Source organism: Helicobacter sp. 11S02629-2 (assembly GCF_002272875.1).
Classification (GTDB): Bacteria; Campylobacterota; Campylobacteria; order Campylobacterales; family Helicobacteraceae; genus Helicobacter_I.
Map to the genome: position 1 here is coordinate 85,175 of NZ_MLAN01000001.1, position 22,342 is coordinate 107,516.

The following is a 22,342-nucleotide window of genomic DNA, read 5'->3' on the forward strand; positions in this document are numbered from 1 at the left end:
AGCCTTTTTGTTATTTTGGGTTTTTCATAGCTTCGGCTTTTTGTAAGACTTCTTTTATATTTCCTACCATATAGAAAGCATTCTCTGGTATCTCATCATATTTTCCATCTAAGATTCCCTTAAAGCCTTCTAAGGTTTCATTAAGTGGTACATATTTACCCGGTGTGCCTGTGAAAACTTCTGCTACGAAGAAAGGTTGTGATAGGAACTTTTCTATCTTTCTTGCGCGCTCAACTGTCATCTTATCTTCTTCACTTAACTCATCCATACCTAAAAGCGCTATGATGTCTTGTAAGTCTTTGTACTTTTGAAGTAGTTGTTGAACACCCGTTGCTATATTGTAGTGATCATCACCGATAACTCTTGGATCTAGTATCCTAGATGAAGAGTTTAGTGGGTCAACGGCTGGATATATTCCTTTTTCAGCTATCTTTCTGTCCAAAACAGTTGTTGCATCAAGGTGGGAGAAAACTGACGCAGGTGCTGGGTCAGTTAAGTCATCCGCTGGTACATATACAGCTTGAACTGAGGTAATAGAGCCTTTTTTGGTTGAAGTAATTCTCTCTTGGAGTTTACCCATCTCACTTGCAAGTGTTGGTTGGTAACCAACAGCAGATGGTATACGTCCAAGTAAAGCTGACATCTCAGAACCACTTTGTGCAAACCTAAAAATATTATCTATAAACATAAGCACATCTAGTCCCATCTCATCTCTGAAGTATTCAGCCATAGTAAGACCTGTAAAAGCTATTCTGTTTCTAGCACCTGGTGGTTCATTCATCTGACCGTAGCATAGGGCAACTTTATCTAAAACCCCACCTTCTTTCATCTCATGGTAAAGGTCGTTACCTTCGCGAGTTCTTTCTCCAACACCAGCAAAGACTGAATAACCACTATGTTTATAAGCAACGTTGTGGATTAGCTCCATGATAACAACTGTTTTTCCAACTCCAGCACCACCAAATAGCCCAACTTTACCACCTTTTGAGTAAGGTGCTAGTAAGTCAACTACTTTTATACCAGTTTCAAACATCTCAGTTTTTGTGCTTTGGTCTTCAAAAGATGGGGCACTTCTATGTATAGGCCATTTAGTTTTAGCTTCTACTGGCTTTCCGTGGTCTACTACTTCACCTATAACATTAAAAATCCTACCTAGGACTTCTTCGCCAACTGGGACTTCTATCATAGCGCCTCTTGCTGATACTTCTTGACCACGCGTTAGACCCTCTGTCATATCCATAGCTATAGTTCTTACTACATCATCACCTAAATGGGCTGCTACTTCTAAAACTAGCTTTTTCTCCACACCATCTACGTCAAAAGTAACATCTAGTGCTTCGTTAATGTTTGGTAGGTAGCCTTGGAACTCAACGTCTACCACCGGACCCATAATTTGTGTTATCTTTCCTATTTTTCCCATATTCATTTATCCTTTATTTCATTGCTTCCACGCCAGCATTTATCTCTACTAGCTCTGTTGTAATACTTTCTTGTCTTGCCTTGTTATAAGATACAGTAAGAGACTTTACTAAGTCATTAGCATTATTAGTAGCTGCATCCATAGCCTGCATCCTAGCACTATGCTCAGCTGCTAAAGAATCTATTAAAGCATAGTACATGTTGTACTCTATGTACTTTGTTGCAAGCTGATCTAAAACTAAGTTTTCTTCATCTTCTGGCTCAATGTTTAATACTTCAAATTCTGCATTTTCAATTTTAACTGCATTAATATGTGCAGCAAAAGGAAGTATCTTTGATACTTTTAACTGCTGGGATATTAAACTTTTAAAGCCGTTATAAACTATAGTCACTTCATCTGTTTTTTCTTCAAGGTACTCATTGATAATATCCGTAATAAACTCTCTTGCCTTGTCATAGTTTGGTGCTGAACTTAGATCGTTTATATTTGTTGTAAGTGGGATTTGATTAAAGTGGAAAAAAGATCCACCTTTTTTTCCTATACAGTGAAGCCTAACTTTGACGTGTTGTTGTTCATACTCATCTTTTAGTTTTAGTACTTCTTTTATAGTCATGCTATTAAAACCACCACATAGTCCCTTATCTGCAGTTATAAAAATAATATCTGCTGAAGTGACATTAGATTTTCTAGTAGCATCAAAAAACTTACTATCTATATGATCAAGACCACTATGTTTCATACGTCTCATCATGTCCATAAAGACTTCATTTAGCCTATCTGCAAACACTTTAGATCTAAGGGCTAAGTCTTGTGCCTTTCTAAGCTTTGAAGTTGAAACTAATTTCATAGCCCTTGTTGTTTTCTTAGTGTTGTTGACACTAGCAATCTTTTTTCTTATATCTTTTAATCCTACTGCCATCGCTATGCCTTATTAAAAGTTACTATTAAATTCTTGTAGTGCGGTATCTAACTGAGCTTCAACATCCTTGTCTAAAACTTTTTTCTCTCTTATACTTTTTAGTATATTTGGATAGCTAGCTTCTAAAAATGCATACAACTCACTCTCATAAGTAACTATCTTCTTAGTAGGTATGGAATCTAAAAATCCCCTAGTACCTGCATAGATTATTACAACTTGGTTTTCTAGTGGTACTGGCGAGTAAGGCCCTTGCTTTAAAACCTCTACCATCTTTTGACCTCTTTCAAGCTGCTTTCTGCTTGCCTCATCTAAGTCAGAGGCGAACTGTGCAAAAGACTGAAGCTCCCTAAACTGTGCTAGATCTAGTCTCAAAGTACCAGCTACTTGTTTTATGGCTTTAGTTTGAGCTGCACCACCAACCCGAGAAACTGACAATCCAACGTTAATAGCAGGGCGGATACCCGAGAAGAAAAGGTCAGTCTCTAAGAATATCTGACCATCTGTAATAGATATAACATTAGTTGGGATATAAGCAGAAACATCGCCCGCTTGTGTTTCTATAATAGGAAGTGCAGTTAGAGAACCACCACCTAACTCATCACTTAACTTAGCTGCTCTTTCTAATAGTCTAGAGTGTATGTAGAATACATCTCCAGGGTAGGCTTCTCTTCCAGGAGGTCTTCTTAAGATAAGACTCATCTCCCTATAAGCTATAGCGTGTTTTGTAAGGTCATCATATATGATTAAGGCATGTCTTTTGTTGTCTCTAAAATATTCACCTATAGTTGCACCAGTATAAGGGGCAAGATACTGCATAGCTGCAGAACTAGAAGCTGGTGCATCAATTATTATAGTGTAGTCCATAGCGCCATGTTCTTCTAGCTTTCTAGCAACCTGGGTTACTGTGCTTTCTTTTTGCCCTATAGCTACATAGATACAGATAACATCTTGCCCTTTTTGGTTGATAATAGAATCGATAGCAACTGTAGTTTTACCAGTTTGTCTATCGCCAATTATTAACTCCCTTTGACCCCTACCAATAGGAACTAAAGCATCAATTGCTTTAATACCTGTTTGAAGAGGCTCATTAACACTTTTTCTATCCATGATACCGGGTGCTTTTTGTTCTATAAATCTATACTCAGTAGCTTCTATACTACCTTTGCCATCTATTGGCTCACCTATAGTGTTTATAACTCTACCTATAACAGCATCCCCAACTGGAATCTTCATAAGCCTATCTAGTCTTTTTACAGAGGTGCCTTCTTTTATGCCTTTTCCATCACCTAAGATAACAACACCAACGCTACCTTCTTCTAAGTTAGATGCTAGACCTTTTTCTCCGGTGTCAAACTCTACCATTTCATAAGACATAACATCGTTTAATCCATATACTTTGGCAACGCCATCAGCATAACTTATAACTTTACCAGTCTGACTTATGTCTATTTGTAAATCAAAGCTTTCTATCCTTTCTTTTATGATAGAGCTGATTTCTTCTGGCTTGAGTTTTGTTGTCACCATAACTGTTCCTTTGAGTTTAATTTTAGGTTAAATAGCTTTTAATATGTAGTTTTGCATTTCTTGTACAAAGCGTTCTTTTGAAAAGGCGATCTCAACACCTAAATCAACAACACTTAGCTTTATGCTTTCTACTGGCTCTATTGACTGGGTTAGATTAAGGGTTATATTAAGCCTTTTTTCTACATTTAGCTTAAGGCTTTCTAATACGGTTCCACTTACTTTTTTATTTACATGTAAAACTCCATCATATAGTCTATTTTTAGAATCTATGAAGTGTTTCAACTCTACAACTAAAAATGGTATAAGCTCTAAGCGATTATTTGTAGTTAAAAGTACTAATAGATTTTCTAGTTTATCATTTTCACTGCTAGCAAGTGAAAGCACTAGCTTAATCTTTTCTTCTTTTAGCACAGCATGTGAATGTATGATAGTGCAGAACTTTTCAAGCTCAAAAGCACCAGAAACTTCTTTGAGTTTAAGATACATATCTTTTAGCTCATCTTCATTACAGCTAGCTACTATGGCCTTGGCATATTTTCTTGCCACTACGTTTAACTGCATTAAGCGACCTTTCTATCTAGGATGTTTAGATAGTCAGAGATATCTAACTCCATCTCTTTACTGTTAAATGCTTCTTGTAGTATCTCTGCGATTATGGCTTTTTCAAAGGCTTTGTATTCAAAGTCTTCAGCTTCTTGATTAGCTTTTGCTATATGCTCTATTTGCTCTTTAGTTTTAGCGTTTATGTGTTCAGCCATGATCTGAACTTCTTTTTGAGTAGTGATAACTATCTCTTCAGCGTGAGTTTTTGCTTCTTGCAGTTTTAACTGCGCTTTTTTTAGTCTTTCTTTAGAATCTTCACTTTGACTTTGAGCATCTTCTAGTTGTTTTAGTATGCCTTCTCTTCTATCTTTTAATATAACTTTAAACTTATCTGCTACTAAAAACCATAGTAAGATGATAAATAGTATAAAGTTCATAAGTCTAGGTGTGATATCAGTATGTGAAACTATCATAGGATGATCAGCGGCAAATATAAAAGCGGAACTAAAACAAGCAAGAATTACAGCTATTTTAAACATTAACCCTCCTTATATATTTCTAATTTTATTGCTTAGCATAGAATCTAAGCCCACTAAGTGTTCTTTAATCTTAGCTTTCAAAAGGGGTTTTTGCTCACGAAGGCTAGCTTTAAAGGAATCAAGCTTAGCTTTGTTTTCTTCTAAAGCCTTTTCTATGGCTGCGTTAGCCTCATCTTTTGCCTTTTTAGTTTCTGTTTCTATCAGCATATGCGAGTGATGCTTAGCTTCTTGGAGTATGGTTTGAGTTTCTTTCTCTATAGCTGTTATCTCATCTTGGTTTTTATGTGCGTCTACTAGGTCTTGTTTTATATGTTCATCTCTTTTATCCATAAAGCCTATCATAGGTTTGAAGACGAATTTGTTCATTAGGTACATAGTTATCAAAAATACTATGAAAACAAGCACCATGACGTATATATTAGGTTCGATTTGCATTTGCACCCTTATATTGTGATGTGTAAGATGACTGGGCTATATTCTAGCAAAAATTACTTAATATTAGCCTGAATGATTTTCATTAGTCTTTGTGTGTCAGAAGGGTTTGATAGGTTTATAGTTATAGAATCTTTCTTTAAAGTAGCCTTGAAACTTAAGCTTTTAAAGGCAACTAGTAGTTGCTCTAAGCTAGCACTATCAGCTTTGTTTAATATTTCATTTAGCTTATTTTTGCTATAAAGTTTACTTTTACTTAACTTTTTTTTATCTATCTCTATATTATCTTCATCTAAGCTATTTTGCTCCCAAAACTCACCACTTTTTAGCTCTCTAGCTATCTTTTCAGTTTCTTTTACATTTAGGTCTTCACTAAGTATCTTTTTAACCAGAAAGTCTTCATCTTCTTTATCTAGTCCAACTATAACTTTTGCATGTGCTTGAGTTAGTTTGCCTTGCATTAAAAGCTGCTTAGTTTTTTCATCTAGCTCTAAGATTCTAAGAGTATTAGTTATCTGTGCACGCGACTTTTTTATCTTTTGAGCAAGTTTTTCATGAGTGAAGTTGTGCTCATCTAATAAGGCTTTATAGCTTAAGGCTAGCTCTATTGGGTTTAGATTCTCTCTTTGTATATTTTCTATTAAGGCTAGCTCGCCTAGTAATTCTTCTTTTACATCTTCTAAAATTATTACTTTAATGCTTTTTAGACCTAGTTTTTTACAAGCCCTAAGTCTTCTTTCGCCTGCTATTAAAGCATAGCCATCTTCATCTCTATAAACTAAGACTGGCTGAAGTAGTCCGTGCTCTTTTATAGAATCTGCAAGCTCTTTTAGGCTTTCTTCATCAAAGTTTACTCTTGGCTGTTTTGGATTTGGCTTTATTAGGTTTATATCTAGATCAAAAGGCTTTATGCTTTGTGATACTTCTTTATAAAACTCATCCGCATCGCCTAGCAAGTCCCCAAGCCCACGACCCAAAGCTTTCTTTTTTGCCATTATGCGTGTACTGTTCCACTTCGCTTATTATGTAAGCCTAATATGGCATGGGCAAGATTAGTATAGGCTAGATTCCCAGCTGATTTACTATCATATAGAGATATAGGCTTTCCAAAGCTTGGTGCTTCAGCTAGTTTTATATTCCTAGGTATGGAGATTTTAGTGCCTTTAGAATCTATAAAAAACTGACCTGAAAAGTGGTTACATAAGTCTTCATATACATTTTTTGATAAGTTGTTAGTGTTAGAAAACATAGTTGGCAAAAAGCCCATTATCCTAAGGTGGGGGTTAATGTTAGTTATCTGTAAAAGCCTTACTGTATTTATAAGTTGAGATAGTCCTTGCAAGGCAAAGTACTCACACTGCACAGGAACGATTATAGAATCTGCACTGCTTAAAGCGTTTATAGTTAGAGGTCCAAGGGCTGGAGGCGTATCTATGATGATAAAGTCAAAGTTTTTTCTAACTTCTTCTATGCATCCTTTTAGCATGTACTCTCTTTGGTTTTTTTTGGCTATATAGAAGTCTTGCTCTATGCTTACTAGATGTGGAGTTGAAGGCGCTAGCTTTAAGCCCGGTATATCCGTATCAAGTAAGATTTTTTCTAAGCTTATGTTGCCAAGTAAGACATGCAGCATGTTGTACTCTACGTTACTGTCTTTGCAGCCTAAGCTAGTTGTTAGGCTAGTTGTTGCGTTAGTTTGAGGGTCAAAGTCTACAAGTAAGACTTTTTTGCTAGCGTTTGCCAAGCTTGCTGCGAGATTGACGGCGGTAGTTGTTTTTCCCACACCACCTTTTTGGTTTGCTACTACTATAACTTCTGCCATAATCTACCTCATGCTGTAATAAAAATCTTGTCCTATTTGGATAGAACCATCATCCAAAAGAACGCTATCTTTCAGGGATATCACACCGTTTTTAGAGTGAGTACTGAAGGCTCTATTTCTTGAAAATTCTAACCTATACTTGCTGAAAATATCCTTCCATGAGTTCTTTTCTGTTAAGAAAACTCTTTCATCGCTTAAAGACTTTATGTCAAAGCTAGAAGGGCTATCTTTAGAAAGCAAACTTTTAACTAGACTAGTATCTTTTAGCCCTATCTCTTTTAAAATCTCCACAATTAAGTTTATAGAATCTTGTCTTGGAAGCCCCAGTCCTCCAAAGCTAGTATCTTTTATATTAAGTCCAAGACCAACAACTAAAAACTTTGAAGTTTTCTGACTTATAAGCCCGCCTACTTTTTTATCTTCTAAGTAGAAGTCATTAGGCCACTTTAGCCATACGTCTTTATTAAATCTCAAAACAGCTTCAAGCAGCAAACGCCCCATATATATAGAAAAAGAAGCTGGCGGTATAGCAGGGTCAAGATTTTTTATCTCAACACAAAAGCTTAGATAGATTCCAGATTCTACATTCTGCCAAGAGTTACCCCTTGAGCCTATGCCACTAGTTTGATTAAAGCTTAGATAAAAAGCACTTTTTGTTATAAGACTAGCTTTTATATCATCTAGTAGTTGAAGCTGGGTAGAAGGGATGGAAGTAAAGTACTTAAGTTGCATGAGGCTTTCCTGATGTGTGATTTGTGCTTAACTCTAGCAGCAAGGAGTGAAGTTTGCTAAGCACATTATCCCAGTTAGAAAGTGTGCTTTGAGTTAGTTGGTAGAAGTTTTCTTGATACCAAGTGTTTGCAAGGACTTCTTTTTTACTACCTAAAGCACCAAATCGCCAATCATGCCTTTTATAAAGCAAAGCTATAGTTGGCTTTTTAAGACTAGCACTTAGATGAAGCAAAGCAGAATCTATACTTACTATACAGTCAAGTTTTTCTATAAAGTAGGCACTTTGGCTAAAGTCTTTTATAAAAGGGGCTAGGTCTGTTACATTAAAACTAGTTGCAAGACTGGGCTCTAAGCCTTCATACTGCAGGCTAAAGTAGCTAATGTGCTCGCTTTTTGGCAGGCTTTTTAAAAGAGTAGAGGGGTAGATAGACTTTTGTGCTCCTTGCTCAAAGTTTGAGTTTGAAGTGAAGTTAAGTCCCACTTTAAAAGTCTTAGAATCTAGGGCTTTTTTTAAAGCTTCTGCCTCACTAGACTTAGAATCTAAACCAGCAGGTCTAGTTTTAAAAAGCTTTGAAGAAAAGGCATCTAGAGGTTTTAAGACATCACTTTTTTCCTCTACACACAAAAAAGCAAGGCTTGGTAAAGGCAGGCTTACATCAAAGTGCTTTAAGTTGGATTCAGCATTACTAACAACGCTAGCTAGGTTTTTAAAAAGAGAGACTAACTCAGAGGCTACAAGTAGTTGTAAACTCTTACACTTAAAAGATTCTATAAATCTAGCAAACATTATGCTATCACCAAAACCTTGTTCGTGATATAAAAGCACATCTTTATCTGCTAGGTAGTCTTTTAGCCTAGCACTAGATTCTATAAGTGCTAAAGGTAAGATATGCCTATAGAACTTTTGATAAAAGTTGCCATTAGTTAAAGAGGTATTAGTGCTTAAAAAAGCCTCTCTTTCTTCATAGAGTAAAAGACCTTCTTTAAAGCGATTTAGACTTAATAAGAGATAAGAGAGGTTTATCTTATAGATTGGATTGGGATTTAAAAAGATAGCTTTTTGATACCAGATAAGTGCTTTTTCAAAGTCTAAGGTGTAGCGTAAAAAGTTAGCATAGTTAAAGCAGAAGTTAAAGTCATCTTTTGCTATCTCTTTTAACTCAGCATATAGCTTACTGGCATCTTCAAGCATATCAAGACTTACATACATATAAGCAAGGTTGATGCCAGAGTTTATGTGACCTTTTTCATAGGCTAGCTTGTAGTAGTAAAGTGCTTCTTTTGAACCTATGCTTTGTTGCTTGTTGGCTAGGTTAAAAAGTGCACTTACATCATTTGGATTAAGCTTTATAACTTTTATATAGTGCTTGATAGAAAGCTCATAGTCTTGTAAGTCTGCATAGCACTTTGCTATATTGAAGTGAAGATTTGCATCTTCTAGTGGCAGGAAGGAGTTTAGCAAGGCTAGGGCTTTTAAAGTAGCTAAGTCCCTCCTATAAAGCTCTCCTAAGCTTATGCCAAAAGCTAGATATCTAGGATCTTTTTTATCTAACATATTTAAAGCATGCTCTAAGTAGCTTATAGCCTTAGCCCTAAGGCCTAGCTCCTCACAAGAAAAAGCACACAAGCTCCAAGCCTCTATACTATCTTTATCGTTAGCTAGAATCTCTAAGCAGTAGCTTAGGCAGTCTTTGAAATTATTCTCATTAAAAGCTACTCTTGCTAGAGTTAGATAACTTTCACTCATAGTTAACCTTATATCTACAATATCTATTTATATAATGCAAAGAATTTAAAAAGTTAAGATTTATTAAAGTTTTAAAAGTAAAAAAGTTAATAAACTTTTTACTTATACATCAAAAATGAATAAAAAAATTTACTTTTTTAATAAAAAAAAAAAAAACAACTCGCCAGTAACTCTAATTTTATCAGGTAGCATAGTTCACATATATTTTAATACTAAAGGTTAAAAAATGAGAAGTAAATTTCTATATTTTCTATTTGTTTCAGTTGGAGCGGTCATAGTACTAGCAGGTTGTGCCACTAAGGCTAATAATATAACGCCTTCAGCAGCGACACTTTTAAACAACGTCCCTTCATGGGTCAAAGATATACCAGATAGTCTTTCAGCAGTAGATAGTGCTCCTATTGGTAACTCCTTGTCTAATGCTATGAACATAGCTACAAACAAAGCTAGATTCCAAATAGCACAAAATCTTATCTCAAATATAAAAGGTACCTTTAAGGTAAGTAGTGATGCAGATGTAAGTGGTAACGTAGAAGAAAATGCTAATAATAGATTTGAAAATACTGTCTCAGTTAGTCTTCCAGATGCGGTTAGAACTAACTACTATATAGATAGTGCTAATAAGATAGTTTGGGTTTTAGTAAGACTAAAAAACTTTGATAGGGATCTTTTTTACTCTAATCTTAAAAAAGAAAGACAGGCTTTAAGCGAACAAAAGATTAGACAAGCAAATATGCAAATAAGCAAGCAAGTAAGTATAGAGCCAGCTTCTAACTACAACCCAGTAGCTACTTATAACCCAGCTATGCCATCAACATCACAAGGGGCCACAAAAGGAAGTGGGTCTTTAGTCTTAAGTCCAGCTTCTAGCCCCGTTACTATCATTAATCCAATACTTGCTAATCCAGCCGTGAAGTCTGATAAAGACTTTAATAAAGATTCTGAAAACACTAACTCTTCTACTTCTGATAGCACTAACTAAGTTTATAACTTTAATAGTCTTTAGCTTTACCTTTATCCTATAAGGCTTATAGTCATGCTTGTTGCCTCCTCTTTTAGGACATGACTAAGCTTTGATATTACTAGCACTAAAGCTGTTTTTATGAGAGCTTTGGTTAATATACTAGATCATAAAATTTCTAAGTTACAAGGATAAAGGCATGAAGAATAAATTTTCTTATTTTATAGTTGCTACAGTTGGTGCTTTATTTATACTAGCAGGTTGTGCTAGTAAGGTTAATAACATGCCAGTTTCTACAAACGCTCCTTCTTGGGTTAATCAAACTCCAGCAGGACTTGCAGCAGTAGATAGCGCACCTATTGGCAATAACTTTTCAGCCGCTATGGATATAGCGACTATGAAAGCAAGGGTACAAATAGCCCAAAGCATAGCCACTAAGATAGAACAAACAAGTAAGCTTTTAAGGAATCAAGATGGCCTAGGTAATACAGATGAACAAACTATAACAGCTATAAGAACAACTGTCTCTAAAGACCTTGGTGGTGCTAAAAGAACTAACTTTTATGTAGATAAAGATGCCAATACAGTTTGGGTTTTAGTAGAAGTTCAAAAACTAGATACAGATCTTATAACTAAAAACTTACAGCAAGCAAAGCTAATAGATATAACAGCAGCAAAAGCAGTATCTGAAGCAGTAGATGAGATGATAGATGGCACTAAAAAAAGCCCTAGTACTAACTCTCAAGCTCCAGTTAATGTAGCAGCACCTGTTGCAAACTAAAAGCTATTACTAAAATCTTACATGCTAGCTTTTAATAAAGCTAGCAACTAGGGACTTTGTGCCCTAAGCTACAAGTAAATAATCAATGCTTTAATATGCAATTACTTTTAAGGAAAGAATATGCCAAATACAGTACAACGTAAACAGATCTACAATCCAGATTCCAAAGAAACAGTCAATGACAGAAAAATCTTTGGTGGGAATCCAACAGCGATGTTTGAGTTAACTCAGATTAAGTATCAGTGGGCTTATGACTTGTGGAAAAAAATGCTTGCTAATACTTGGTTTCCAGAAGAAGTGAATATGAACGTTGATAAAAGAGACTACAACGATGGACTAACTCCTCAAGAAAAGCTAGGCTATGATAGAGCCTTAGCCCAGCTTATATTTATGGATTCCTTACAGACTAATAACCTAATAGATAACATTAATCCCTTTATGACTAGCCCAGAGATAAACCTAGCCATAGTTAGACAAGCCTATGAAGAAGCCCTTCACTCTCAAAGCTATGCTGTAATGGTAGAATCTATCTCGGCTAATACAACTGAGATCTATGAGATGTGGCGAACTGATATGGAGTTAAAACATAAAAATGACGCCATAGCTGAAGTCTATATGAAACTAGCTAGCGACCCTACAGAGACCAATCTAGTAAAAGCTATGTTTGCTAATCAGATCTTAGAAGGAATCTATTTTTATAGTGGCTTTTGCTACTTTTATACACTAGCAAGAAGTGGAAAGATGCTAGGAAGTGCCCAGATGATACGCTTTATCCAAAGAGATGAGATAACACATCTTCTAATCTTCCAAAACCTTATAAACAGTCTTAAAAAAGAAAGACCAGATCTTTTTACAACTGCACTAAAAGATGATGTATATGAGATGTTTGAAAAGGCAGTAAACTTAGAATCTGAGTGGGGAGAGTACATAACCCAAGGGCAGATTTTAGGACTTACTTCAGAGCTTATAAGAGAGTATATTGAGTATCTTGCCGATAAAAGACTAGCTGCAGTTGGCTTTAAAAAAATGTATAATAGAACCACTAACCCGCTAAAATGGGTTGATGACTTTTCTAGTTTTAATGACCAACGAAGTAACTTTTTTGAAGCCAGAGTTACTAACTATGCAAAAGGGAGTATAAACTTTGACGACTTTTAGGACGCTAAACTCCCTACAACTTGAAACTAAGCGAGACTTTAAGACTAACTTAGAGCTTTTAGAGTATAAGCTAGCACTTTGTGAGGAAGGCAGTATCAACTTAGTAAGTGAAGTCTACTTAACTGGCTTTAGCTATGAACGCATGGAAGAAGCTAGTAACTTTAGTATAGAAGCCAAAAAATCCTTACTTGATCTTTCTAAGTTTAAAACCTTACTTATCACTATGATAGAAAAGATAGATGGTGAGTACTTTAATGTTTTAAATGTTTTTCATGAAGGAAGCATCATCTATATACAGAAAAAAGCTAAGCTTTTTTGCTTGGGCAAGGAGCATGTTTACTTTAAAAGTGGGAAGGTAGAAGATATAAGATTTTTTAAGATTGATGGGGTCACTTGTGCAAGTCTTATATGCTTTGAGCTTAGATTTATAGACCTTTGGCAAAAGCTTAGAGGAGCTGATATCATCTTTGTTCCAGCCCTTTGGGGTAAGGAGAGGAAAACGCAGTTTGAAACACTTTGCCGTGCCTTGGCAATTGCTAATCAATGCTTTGTAGTCTCTAGCCTTAGTGGTAATAAAGACGTAGCACAAGGCAGTTCAATAATAAGTCCTTTTGGCTTAGTTTTTAAAAATGACGAGAAAGATATAGTAACTTCTACTATAGACTTAAATGAATGCCAAAAGATGAGAAGCTATATAGATGTTGGCTTAAACCAAGTTAGTAAAAAAGATTTATAAGAAAAATGTACAAACTGCAAAATGAGCTAATGCTAAAAGAGTTTAACGGAAAAGGCGAAGGGTTTAGCCCTGAAGTCTTAAGTGCTATAAAAAATGTAAACAGAGAAGTTTTTATACCAGACGCTTTAAGACATAAAGCCTTTAGTGTGGATGCTTTGCCTTTAGGGAGTGAACAGTGGATAAGCTCTCCTTTAACTGTGGCTAAGATGAGTAATTATTTAATGGGCTATGATGTAAAAGAAGCTTTGCAAAAACCTGATAATGTATTAGAAATAGGGCTTGGAAGTGGCTATCAAGCCTGTGTTTTAAGCAAGCTTATAAGACGTGTTTTTAGTATAGAGAGGATAGAATCTTTATACAATGAAGCGCGAGCTAGAATAGCTAAGCTTAATATTATGAATGTAAACATTAAGCTAGATGATGGAAGCCTAGGGTGGGCTAGCTTTGCGCCCTTTGATAGAATCTTGCTTTCAGCCTGTGCTAGTAGCGTGCCTCAGACCCTATTTTCTCAGCTAGCAGTTGGCGGTATATTAGTAGCGCCTTTGCAAAAAGGTAAGAAGCAAGTTATATCAAGATTTGTAAAAAAAGACTTTGGGATTAAAGAAGAGGAGTTAGAAACTTGTGAGTTTGTGCCGCTTTTAAGTGGTATAGCAAAGTCCTTATAGGCTAACTTGTGCATAAGATTCTAGAAGTTAAAGACCTAAGCTTTAAGTATGGTAGTGAGTACATCTTTAAAGATGTATCTTTTGATGTGGAAGATAAAGAGTTTTTAGGAGTGATAGGGCCTAATGGTGGGGGTAAAAGCACTCTAGCTAAACTTATGCTTGGGCTTTTAAAGCCAGATTCTGGTAGTCTTAAGTGGAATATGGAAGGTAAGATTGGCTATGTTGCACAAAATACTAATATAAATCTAGATTTTCCCATATCAGTTAGCAAAGTAGTTGAGATGGGTTTTTTGAGAAGTACCTTTTTTGGAGTAAGGCTTACTAAAATACAAAAAGAGTGTGTAGAAAAGATACTTAAAGATTTAAAACTTTATGATTTACGAAATGAAAAGATAGGCTTTTTAAGCGGTGGGCAAAGGCAAAAAGTTTTTATAGCAAGAGCCTTAGTATCAAAGCCAAAAGTGCTAATCTTGGACGAACCAACCTCTAATATAGACGCTAAATCGCAGGTTGAAATTTATAGATTGTTAAAAGAAATTAATAATACACATACTATAATAGTTATCAGTCATGACATTTCTATAACCCTTGAGTATGCTACTAGGATATTACATGTTAATAGAGCAGTGCTTAGTCATGAAGTTTCACGAGACATTTTAAAACATGGTCAAGCTATATGTGAAGTTGATATGTTTGAAAAAAATCTAAGGATGAATTAAGGATGGATTATGAACAGTTTTGATGTAGTCATTATAGGCGGCGGTGTTAGTGGGGCTAGCACTTTTTACACGTTAAGCGAGTATTCAGACTTAGATAGCATAGCTATAGTAGAAAAAGAAGCAAAACTTGCTAGTATCAGTTCTAGCTCTAAAGCAAACTCCCAAACCATACATGATGGATCCATAGAAACAAACTATAAAGTAGAAAAAGCTAGGGTGGTGAAGTTAGCAGCTGATAAGGTAAAAAACTTTGCCTTAAGAGAGAACTTGCAAAATAAAGTCATATTTAAAAACCAAAAAATGGCTATAGGCGTAGGCGATCATGAGTGTCAGTTTATACAAGATAGGCACTTTCCTTTTGAAGAAGTTTTCCCGGGACTTAAGCTTTTTACTAAAGAAGATATAAAAAAGCTAGAGCCTAAGGTAATTGAAGGCAAAGATGGCAAAGATAGACCAGAAAACGTTATGGCTAGTGGATATGAAGAAGCTTGGTGTGCTATGAATTATGAGCTTTTAACTGAGCACTTCGCACAAAAAGGCAAGCTTAAAAATCCAAAAAATGAGATATTTTTAAACTTCAAAGTAAAGCAGATAAAAGAAGTTACAGACGGTTTTCAGATAATCGCTGCTAATGGCGAGTGCTTGCACGCAAAGTTTGTTTTGGTTAATGCTGGAAGCTACTCTTTACCTATAGCACAAAGTATGGGTTATGGCATGGATTTGGGCTGCTTGCCAGTTGCTGGTAGCTTTTACTTTGTACCAGACTTACTAAAAGGTAAAGTTTATGGTGTGCAAAACCCAAAACTTCCTTTTGCTGCCTTGCATGGCGACCCAGATGTTGCAATACATGGTAAAACTAGGATAGGGCCAACAGCACTTGCCATGCCAAAACTTGAAAGAAGTAAGCATCTTTTTGGAAAGATAGGCTGGGAGCTTGTAGACTTAGACTTAAATAAAGAAGCTATAAGCATTATGTTTGATTTATTAAAAGATAAAGAGATAAGGGATTATGTATTTAGAAATATGGCCTTTGAGCTACCTTTTTCTGGCATAAGGATGTTTTTAAAAGATGCCCAAAAGATAATCCCGACTTTAAGACTAAAAGACCTAACCTACGCTAAAGGTTTTGGTGAGGTTAGACCTCAAGTGCTTGATAGAAAAAATATGAAGCTTGAACTTGGTGAGAAGAAGATAAAAAGTGGCAAAGGTGTAACTTTTAACATGACCCCAAGTCCGGGTGCTACATCTTGCCTGCAAAATGCCTTTATAGACAGTCAAGAGATAACTAGCTATCTAAATAAGAAGTTTGATAAGGTTAGATTCTTAGAAGAGCTAAATCCAGTAGAGTTAGAATCTAAATAGCCTAGATTGTTTAATATAGATTCTTTAAAAACTCTTTTTGTTTTTTCAAGTGGACGTTCTATGAGTGCGTTTTATACGCACTTTATAAAAAGCAAGCTTTACAAGCAAGACTTAAGTCTTACTAACTTTAAGCTTTTTGAGTATGAAAACCTAGAGACGACAAATCTTAACTCCTTCCTTCCTCAAACCGTGCTTTTAGGTGAGTTTTTCAAAAAAGTAGCCTATGCACCCCTTCCAGAGATACCAAAATCTTTAAGAAACTTTTTGCTAGCAGATGCCTTATATAAGCTTGGGAAGTCAAAAAGTTCTAAGCTATGTGGTTTTGAATATAGCTTTATCTCCTATCTTGAAAACTCCGATGTTTTACTAAACTTTTTAGATGAGATAAGAAGTCATAAGCTAAGCCTAAAAGATCTAAAAAATATAGCCTTAAGTGATGTTTATGGAGACTATACTTTACATCTTGAGATAGTAGAAGAGGTTTATAAAAACTATCAAGAGGCATTAACAAGGCTAAGCCTAAGTGATGGAATCTATGAAGGCTACACACTTCTTACAAGCTATATAGATAGTTTTGAAAACTTTCATATAGAGCTAGAAGGCTTTATAACCCCCCTAGAGCTTGAAATCTTACAAAAGATAGCTAGCAAAAAAAATGTATTTTTATACTTTGAAACTGATAGATTTAACATAAATCACTTTAAGTTTATACCCCACAAACTAGAAGTCAATTATAAATACGCTTATAATCTTAGAACTACTAAGCTAGATTCTAAAAAAAGCACTTTAGATACTAGTTTTAAAAACGTAAGTCTTTTTAGTGCAAGTAGTGAAGTTCATCAAGTAGCGTTTTGCCTTGAAGAGGCTTATAGCTGGTTAAAAGAGATAAAAGAAGAGGGTACTAGTGAAAACGACTATGCGATAATCCTTTGTAATGAAGACTTCACAAGGCACTTAGAAGTCTATGATGATGAGAGGATTTTTAACTTTGCTAGGGGGAGGGAGCTAACTAGCACTAAAGCTTTTTTGTACTTTGAAGAGCTTTGTGCTGACTTTTTAAGCTTAGAAAAAGAAGATGGGCTTTTTAAGCATAAGTTTTACGATAAGGAAGTAAAAGATTCTATCTTTGACTTTAACATTAAGTCTTTAGAAGTTTTATTACAGAATCTTTTTGAAGGTGAGATTTTAAAACAAGCTATAGATGTCTTAAGTGAGCTAAACGCACTTTTTAAGATTCTAAAAAATACAAACTTTAATCTACTCTTAAAAAGATTTATAGATAAGCTTTTAACACTTAGACTAAGTGATGTAAACGGTGGGCCTATAAAAGTTATAGGTGTATTAGAAACTAGAAATATCAAACTCAAAAAAGCCTTGCTTGTTGACTTTAGCACTAACTTCGTTCCAAATGTAAACTCCCAAGATCTATTTTTAAACTCCCGCTTGAGAGCACTTAATAAGATTCCAACTATAGAAGATAAGCAAAACCTACAAAAACACCACTATCTTGGAATCTTTCATAATGCAAAAGACCTTAAAGTCTCATTCTTGCAAAACGATGAAAGCATGGGCAGCCTTATGCTAGAAGAGCTTGGACTAGAGACTAAAGAAGCAAAAGACCTTAGCTACTTAAACGTATTAGATCTTAATAGTAAAGATAGTCTTACTTATATAAAAGATGAGTTTAAGGCCTATAAGTACACACATATAAGTGCTAGTAGCCTAAAGACTTATAAAGACTGCACAAGGAAGTTTTACTATAGATATATTGAAGATTTAAGGCAAGAAGCAGGTGAAAGTCTAAAGGCTGGTATAAATATCCACGCTGCACTTGAAGAGTGTTTCTTAGACTTAAAGACTAAAGATAACATAGATGCTAAAAAGATAAAAGAGACCCTAGAAAGCAAGCTTGATATAGGCCATTTGGAATCTATAGATGAGTTTGAAACTAAAAAGTATCTTTTTTTTATGCAAAACTTTTTTACATTGGAAGCAAAGAGATTTCAAGAAGGTATAGAGATCTTAGCACTAGAAAAGGAGTTTTGCGGTAGCTTGCTAGATAAGGAAGTTAGTGGCAAGATAGATAGGATAGATAGACTTGGCGATACTTTACGTATCATAGATTACAAGCTAAGCAAGAACACTAAGCAAGACCCTTTTCAACTTGCTTTTTATAGTCTTTGTATAGAGCATTTGGAGTGTTTAAAAGAGTATAAAAACTATAACTTAGAGTTTTACTACTACATACTTTTAGATAGTAAGACGACCTATCAAGAAGTGCCAGCTTATGTTATAGAAGCCTACAAAGAGATGATAGTTACGTGCATCAAAGAGTTAGGCACTAAAAATATCCCTATATTTGAAGATGAAAAAAGTTGGGAAAGCAATAAGGCACTTAGACTAAAACTAGCTTATGCAGCAAAAGGAAAAGCACCAAAAGATGTTATAACTAATGATGATAAGGGCTTAAAATCGTGTGATTACTGCGAGTTTCAAGAGCTTTGTGGAATCTAAGATTCCATCACTTAAGTCTTAGTTAGCACTTTTATGCTTTATAGTTATATAAAGCTCTAGCACTTCTATATCAGCTGGGGTTATACCGCTTATAAGGCTTGCTTCTTTTAGGGTAGTAGGTCTAGCTTCACTTAGCTTTTGCCTTGCTTCAAGCCCTAAAGATGATATCCCTTCAAACCTAAAGTCGCTTGGAATCTTAAGCTTTAAAGTCTTTTCACTCCTTGCGATAAGGGCGACTTGTTTTTGTATATAGCTATCATACTTTGCAAAAATCTGAAGTTGTTCTAAAGTGCGATTACTAAGCTGTTTAAAGGCGGGGTTAAGCAGTTTTAGTTTTTCTAAACTCATAGAATCTCGCTTCATAACTTGACCTAGTATAGTCTTATTGGCTATTGGTTCTTCGCCTATAGAATCTAAAAACTGCAAAGTCTCTTTGCTAGGAGTTATGGTCTCATTTACAAGATAGACGTTAGCCTCATAGTCACTCTCATCTTGCTTAAGTCTATCTAGTATCTTTTCATCTAAAAGCTTAAGCTTAAAGGCTACTTCTTTCATCCTAAAGCAAGCGTTATCTTCTCTTAAAAGCAGTCTATGCTCAGCCCTTGAAGTAAAAACACGGTAAGGCTCATTAGTCCCTTTAGTCACAAGGTCATCTATCATAACTCCTATGTAGCCCTCACTTCGCGTAAAGATGACCTCTTTAAGAGGAAAGCTTTTTGTCTGCAAGGATAAGCTTGCATTAAGTCCAGCCATAAGACCCTGGGCTGCTGCTTCTTCATAGCCTGTTGTGCCATTTATCTGACCGGCAAGATAGAGGTTTTTTACTATCTTAGATTCTAAAGTGTGCTTTAAGTTTAAAGGCTGTGAGAAGTCATACTCTATAGCGTAGCCAAAGCGAGTGATGTGGGCGTTTTTAAGACCGGGCAAAGAGGCGATTATCTCTTCTTGGACATCATAAGGCAAGCTAGTGCTAAGACCGTTTATATAGTACTCACTTGCATTGATAGTCTGAGGCTCTATAAAAAGCTGATGACGCTCTTTTTCCCTAAAGCGGTTTATCTTATCTTCTATGCTTGGGCAGTATCTTGGGCCTACTCCTTCTATCTGACCGGTAAAAAGTGGGGCACGATGGAAGTTTGATTCTATAAGCTTGTGGGTTGTCTCATTAGTATAAGTTACATAACAAGGAAGTGAGATTGGAGAAAATTTAGAATCTACTATACGTTTTTTAAGTAGGCTATCTATAAAAGCATTTAAACTATCACTATTACCATCTAGCTTAATACCTTCAAGCAGGGCTCCTAGACGCAAGCTAAAAAATGGCGTGACTTCATCACCGTGGTGTTGTTCTAAGCCAGATTTATCTATACTGCTGCCTAAGATTCTAGGGCAAGTGCCAGTTTTAAGGCGAGATAGGGGGATGCCTAGCTTTTTAAGGCTATCACTTAGGGCGTTACTTGCACCTTCTCCAGCCCTACCATTACTTGATTTATTCTCTCCTATATGGATTAATCCTTTTAAAAAAGTCCCTGAAGTTATGATAACTTTTTGTGCAAGGTAGCTCTTTTGCAAGGCTGTTTTTACTCCATAAGCAGTGCCATCTTTTTCTAAGACTTCTATGACTTCACCTTGGGTTATAAAAAGATTAGGAGTTTTACAAAGTATATCTCTTGCGGTAGCTTTATATATATCCATATCGATTTGTGCCCTTGTGCCACGCACAGCTGGCCCCTTGCTTGCATTTAAGATTCTATATTGCAAGCCACTTATATCAGTTATGATGCCCATTAGTCCACCTAAAGCATCTACTTCTTTTACAAGATGGCCTTTACCAAGCCCTCCAATTGCCGGGTTACAGCTAGCTAGGGCTATATTATCTATTAGCTGGGTTATTAAAAGTGTTTTAGCACCAAGTTTAGCACTCATAAAGCTAGCTTCAACACCGGCGTGACCACCGCCAACTACTATTACATCATATTCATTAGACATTATTTACCTTTAATAGTGAAGAAAACAAAGAAGCAAAATTATAGACTGGATAGTCAAAAAAGGCAAAGAAGAAGGGGGTTGCTTTTAGATTCTACAAAACTATAGAATCTAAAAGTGCTTAAACTAGCAGCTATAAGTGCTTATGAACTCAAAAGGATGAGGCCTAGCTTCCCAAGGCCAGATCTCAGATTCAAACTTATAGTCTTTATAGCTTTGTATAAACTCTTCAGTAAAAACTTCTCCTACTTTTAAAAAGGCTCTATCAGCAAGCATCTCTTCCATAGCACTTCTTAGAGTGTGAGGGAGTTGCTTTATGCCTTTTTCTCTTATCTCATCAAGACTTAGTTCAAAAAGGTTTATATCCATAGGTTTGCCCGGGTCGACTTTATTAGCTATACCATCAAGTCCTGCCATAAGCAAGCTAGCAAAGGTAAGATAAGGGTTGCTTGAACTATCTGGGAATCTAAACTCCATGCGTTTAGCTTTCTCGCCTTGATTATAAGGGATCCTTACGCTTGCACTTCTGTTTTGTGCTGAGTAAGTAAGTATGCTTGGTGCTTCAAAGCCCGGTATTAGACGCTTATAAGAGTTAGTAGAAGCATTAGTAAAAGCCGCCAAACTTCTAGCGTGTTTTAAAACTCCACCTAAGAAGTATAAGGCAGTATCACTTAGCCCTTGGTACTTATCACCAGCAAAGAGATTTTTTCCATCTTTCCAAATACTTGCATGTACGTGCATACCACTTCCATTATCTCCATAAAGTGGCTTAGGCATGAAGGTTGCAGTTTTACCATTTAAGTGTGCTACCATCTTTATAACGTATTTTAGTTTTTGAACGTTATCAGCAGCTTCTAGTAAGTCGCCAAACTTCACACCTATCTCACACTGTGCTTGACCTACTTCGTGGTGGTTTATAAAAGTATCTAGTCCTACTTGATTAAGCACTTTTACCATCTCAGCTCTTATATCAACCATGGAATCAGTTGGCGCTACTGGGAAGTAACCGCCTTTAGTACCTGGTCTATGACCTATGTTTTGAGAGCCATTTATACTTTTATCTCTATTCCACTCGCCTTCTTCTGTATCTATCTCATAGTACTGGCAGTTTATAGAATCTCTAATCTTTATATCATCAAAGACAAAGAACTCATTTTCCGCACCAAAGTAGGCAACATCACCAACGCCAGCTTTACTTAGATGCTCCATAGCTTTTTTAGCCATACTTCTAGGGCACTTTTCATAAGGCTGATTTTTATATATATCCCATATGTCACAAAATACCACTACTGTAGAATCTGCAGTAAAAGGATCCATAAAGTATCTTACTGGATCAGGGATAAGTATCATGTCAGATTTATTGATAGGTTGCCAAGCTGGAAGACTTGAAGCATCAAATGGAAGACCATTAAAGCTAGCTTCATCAATCGCACTCATAGAAAAGCTTACATGATGCCAAGTGCCTTTAATATCTGTAAAACGGAAATCTACAAACTCAACTTCGTTTTCCTTACAAAATTCAAAAAATTCTTTTACCAGTAAACTTTTTGTATCGTTTTTCACTGTGTCTCCTTTAGGCTGAAATATTCTAGATAATAAGGAAGTATAGCAAATGGATATATTTTATTAGGCCTCATGTACCCTTTTTTACTTTTATCTACATCTAAAAATATGACTGTCACTGTTATATATTGTAAATGTGTAGTTTTTAAAGAAGTATTAAGTTACTTTGTAACAAAATGACCACAGCGGAGTGAAAAATTTAAGAGTGTAGGTTTTGTT

Annotated in this window: 20 protein-coding genes; 8 read left to right on the top strand and 12 right to left on the bottom strand. The window is 35.7% G+C overall.

Features of this window, described 5'->3' with window-relative positions:
- Positions 1-10: 10 nt before the first annotated feature.
- The 10 genes from atpD to BKH40_RS00440 are packed head-to-tail and all read right to left on the bottom strand — an operon-like array spanning position 11 to position 9,678.
- Positions 11-1,420, bottom strand: a complete 1,410-nt coding sequence (atpD, locus tag BKH40_RS00395) for a F0F1 ATP synthase subunit beta (RefSeq protein ID WP_095275825.1) — start codon at positions 1,418-1,420, stop codon at positions 11-13.
- A 13-nt stretch (positions 1,421-1,433) separates the two neighbouring features.
- On the bottom strand, positions 1,434-2,339 hold the full coding sequence (atpG, locus tag BKH40_RS00400; protein ID WP_095275827.1) for an ATP synthase F1 subunit gamma: 906 nt from the start codon (positions 2,337-2,339) through the stop codon (positions 1,434-1,436).
- Positions 2,340-2,351: 12 nt separating this feature from the next.
- On the bottom strand, positions 2,352-3,863 hold the full coding sequence (atpA, locus tag BKH40_RS00405) for a F0F1 ATP synthase subunit alpha (protein WP_095275829.1): 1,512 nt from the start codon (positions 3,861-3,863) through the stop codon (positions 2,352-2,354).
- A 27-nt stretch (positions 3,864-3,890) separates the two neighbouring features.
- The gene (locus BKH40_RS00410; protein WP_095275831.1) at positions 3,891-4,424 is read right to left on the bottom strand and encodes a F0F1 ATP synthase subunit delta; all 534 of its coding nucleotides are present in this window, start codon (positions 4,422-4,424) and stop codon (positions 3,891-3,893) included.
- On the bottom strand, positions 4,424-4,945 hold the full coding sequence (locus tag BKH40_RS00415; RefSeq protein ID WP_095275832.1) for a hypothetical protein: 522 nt from the start codon (positions 4,943-4,945) through the stop codon (positions 4,424-4,426). The genes BKH40_RS00410 and BKH40_RS00415 overlap by 1 nt, the downstream gene beginning before the upstream one ends.
- A gap of 9 nt (positions 4,946-4,954) precedes the next feature.
- Positions 4,955-5,380: a hypothetical protein gene (locus BKH40_RS00420; protein WP_095275834.1), complete on the bottom strand. Its 426-nt coding sequence runs from the start codon at positions 5,378-5,380 to the stop codon at positions 4,955-4,957.
- A 53-nt stretch (positions 5,381-5,433) separates the two neighbouring features.
- On the bottom strand, positions 5,434-6,372 hold the full coding sequence (locus BKH40_RS00425) for a ParB/RepB/Spo0J family partition protein (protein WP_095275836.1): 939 nt from the start codon (positions 6,370-6,372) through the stop codon (positions 5,434-5,436).
- Positions 6,372-7,199, bottom strand: a complete 828-nt coding sequence (locus tag BKH40_RS00430; protein WP_095275837.1) for an AAA family ATPase — start codon at positions 7,197-7,199, stop codon at positions 6,372-6,374. The genes BKH40_RS00425 and BKH40_RS00430 overlap by 1 nt, the downstream gene beginning before the upstream one ends.
- 3 nt (positions 7,200-7,202) lie before the next feature.
- Positions 7,203-7,931 carry a biotin--[acetyl-CoA-carboxylase] ligase gene (locus tag BKH40_RS00435; protein ID WP_095275839.1) on the bottom strand — a complete coding sequence of 243 codons (729 nt, stop codon included), beginning with the start codon at positions 7,929-7,931 and terminating at the stop codon, positions 7,203-7,205.
- Complete coding sequence (locus BKH40_RS00440; protein WP_095275841.1) at positions 7,921-9,678, bottom strand: tetratricopeptide repeat protein; 1,758 nt, start codon at positions 9,676-9,678, stop codon at positions 7,921-7,923. Before BKH40_RS00440 ends, BKH40_RS00435 begins: the two co-directional genes overlap by 11 nt.
- 226 nt (positions 9,679-9,904) lie before the next feature.
- On the opposite strand from BKH40_RS00440, the gene BKH40_RS00445 reads away from it, so the two are divergent.
- From BKH40_RS00445 to BKH40_RS00480, 8 genes are all read left to right on the top strand, one after another.
- Positions 9,905-10,660, top strand: coding sequence for a hypothetical protein (locus BKH40_RS00445; protein ID WP_095275843.1), 756 nt, complete (start codon positions 9,905-9,907; stop codon positions 10,658-10,660).
- A gap of 178 nt (positions 10,661-10,838) precedes the next feature.
- On the top strand, positions 10,839-11,420 hold the full coding sequence (locus BKH40_RS00450; protein WP_095275844.1) for an LPP20 family lipoprotein: 582 nt from the start codon (positions 10,839-10,841) through the stop codon (positions 11,418-11,420).
- Between the two features lie 120 nt (positions 11,421-11,540).
- Positions 11,541-12,578 (top strand): ribonucleotide-diphosphate reductase subunit beta, encoded by a 1,038-nt coding sequence (locus BKH40_RS00455; protein WP_095275846.1) that lies wholly within the window; start codon positions 11,541-11,543, stop codon positions 12,576-12,578.
- Entirely contained in the window at positions 12,565-13,314 is a 750-nt protein-coding gene (locus BKH40_RS00460; RefSeq protein ID WP_095275848.1) for a carbon-nitrogen hydrolase family protein, read from the top strand. The genes BKH40_RS00455 and BKH40_RS00460 overlap by 14 nt, the downstream gene beginning before the upstream one ends.
- Positions 13,315-13,319: 5 nt before the next feature.
- Positions 13,320-13,979, top strand: coding sequence for a protein-L-isoaspartate(D-aspartate) O-methyltransferase (locus tag BKH40_RS00465; protein ID WP_095275849.1), 660 nt, complete (start codon positions 13,320-13,322; stop codon positions 13,977-13,979).
- Between the two features lie 8 nt (positions 13,980-13,987).
- The gene (locus BKH40_RS00470) at positions 13,988-14,698 is read left to right on the top strand and encodes an ABC transporter ATP-binding protein (protein WP_095275851.1); all 711 of its coding nucleotides are present in this window, start codon (positions 13,988-13,990) and stop codon (positions 14,696-14,698) included.
- Positions 14,699-14,704: 6 nt separating this feature from the next.
- Positions 14,705-16,060 (top strand): FAD-dependent oxidoreductase, encoded by a 1,356-nt coding sequence (locus tag BKH40_RS00475; protein ID WP_180675050.1) that lies wholly within the window; start codon positions 14,705-14,707, stop codon positions 16,058-16,060.
- 60 nt (positions 16,061-16,120) lie between these two features.
- Positions 16,121-18,574, top strand: a complete 2,454-nt coding sequence (locus BKH40_RS00480) for a PD-(D/E)XK nuclease family protein (RefSeq protein ID WP_143428436.1) — start codon at positions 16,121-16,123, stop codon at positions 18,572-18,574.
- Between the two features lie 18 nt (positions 18,575-18,592).
- On the opposite strand, the gene BKH40_RS00485 is transcribed toward BKH40_RS00480, so the two are convergent.
- On the bottom strand, positions 18,593-20,563 hold the full coding sequence (locus BKH40_RS00485) for a tRNA uridine-5-carboxymethylaminomethyl(34) synthesis enzyme MnmG (protein WP_095275856.1): 1,971 nt from the start codon (positions 20,561-20,563) through the stop codon (positions 18,593-18,595).
- Between the two features lie 123 nt (positions 20,564-20,686).
- Positions 20,687-22,123, bottom strand: coding sequence for a type I glutamate--ammonia ligase (gene glnA, locus BKH40_RS00490; protein ID WP_095275858.1), 1,437 nt, complete (start codon positions 22,121-22,123; stop codon positions 20,687-20,689).
- Positions 22,124-22,342: the final 219 nt, after the last annotated feature.

Bases quoted from the DNA above. Each gene is read 5' to 3' on its own strand.
- BKH40_RS00430 (WP_095275837.1), bottom strand. From the start codon at position 7,199: ATGGCAGAAGTTATAGTAGTAGCAAACCAAAAAGGTGGTGTGGGAAAA.
- BKH40_RS00420 (WP_095275834.1), bottom strand. From the start codon at position 5,380: ATGCAAATCGAACCTAATATATACGTCATGGTGCTTGTTTTCATAGTA.
- BKH40_RS00465 (WP_095275849.1), top strand. From the start codon at position 13,320: ATGTACAAACTGCAAAATGAGCTAATGCTAAAAGAGTTTAACGGAAAA.
- BKH40_RS00440 (WP_095275841.1), bottom strand. From the start codon at position 9,678: ATGAGTGAAAGTTATCTAACTCTAGCAAGAGTAGCTTTTAATGAGAAT.
- BKH40_RS00450 (WP_095275844.1), top strand. From the start codon at position 10,839: ATGAAGAATAAATTTTCTTATTTTATAGTTGCTACAGTTGGTGCTTTA.
- BKH40_RS00415 (WP_095275832.1), bottom strand. From the start codon at position 4,945: ATGTTTAAAATAGCTGTAATTCTTGCTTGTTTTAGTTCCGCTTTTATA.
- BKH40_RS00480 (WP_143428436.1), top strand. From the start codon at position 16,121: ATGAGTGCGTTTTATACGCACTTTATAAAAAGCAAGCTTTACAAGCAA.
- BKH40_RS00445 (WP_095275843.1), top strand. From the start codon at position 9,905: ATGAGAAGTAAATTTCTATATTTTCTATTTGTTTCAGTTGGAGCGGTC.
- atpD (WP_095275825.1), bottom strand. From the start codon at position 1,420: ATGGGAAAAATAGGAAAGATAACACAAATTATGGGTCCGGTGGTAGAC.
- BKH40_RS00425 (WP_095275836.1), bottom strand. From the start codon at position 6,372: ATGGCAAAAAAGAAAGCTTTGGGTCGTGGGCTTGGGGACTTGCTAGGC.
- atpG (WP_095275827.1), bottom strand. From the start codon at position 2,339: ATGGCAGTAGGATTAAAAGATATAAGAAAAAAGATTGCTAGTGTCAAC.
- atpA (WP_095275829.1), bottom strand. From the start codon at position 3,863: ATGGTGACAACAAAACTCAAGCCAGAAGAAATCAGCTCTATCATAAAA.
- BKH40_RS00435 (WP_095275839.1), bottom strand. From the start codon at position 7,931: ATGCAACTTAAGTACTTTACTTCCATCCCTTCTACCCAGCTTCAACTA.
- BKH40_RS00455 (WP_095275846.1), top strand. From the start codon at position 11,541: ATGCCAAATACAGTACAACGTAAACAGATCTACAATCCAGATTCCAAA.
- BKH40_RS00410 (WP_095275831.1), bottom strand. From the start codon at position 4,424: ATGCAGTTAAACGTAGTGGCAAGAAAATATGCCAAGGCCATAGTAGCT.
- BKH40_RS00485 (WP_095275856.1), bottom strand. From the start codon at position 20,563: ATGTCTAATGAATATGATGTAATAGTAGTTGGCGGTGGTCACGCCGGT.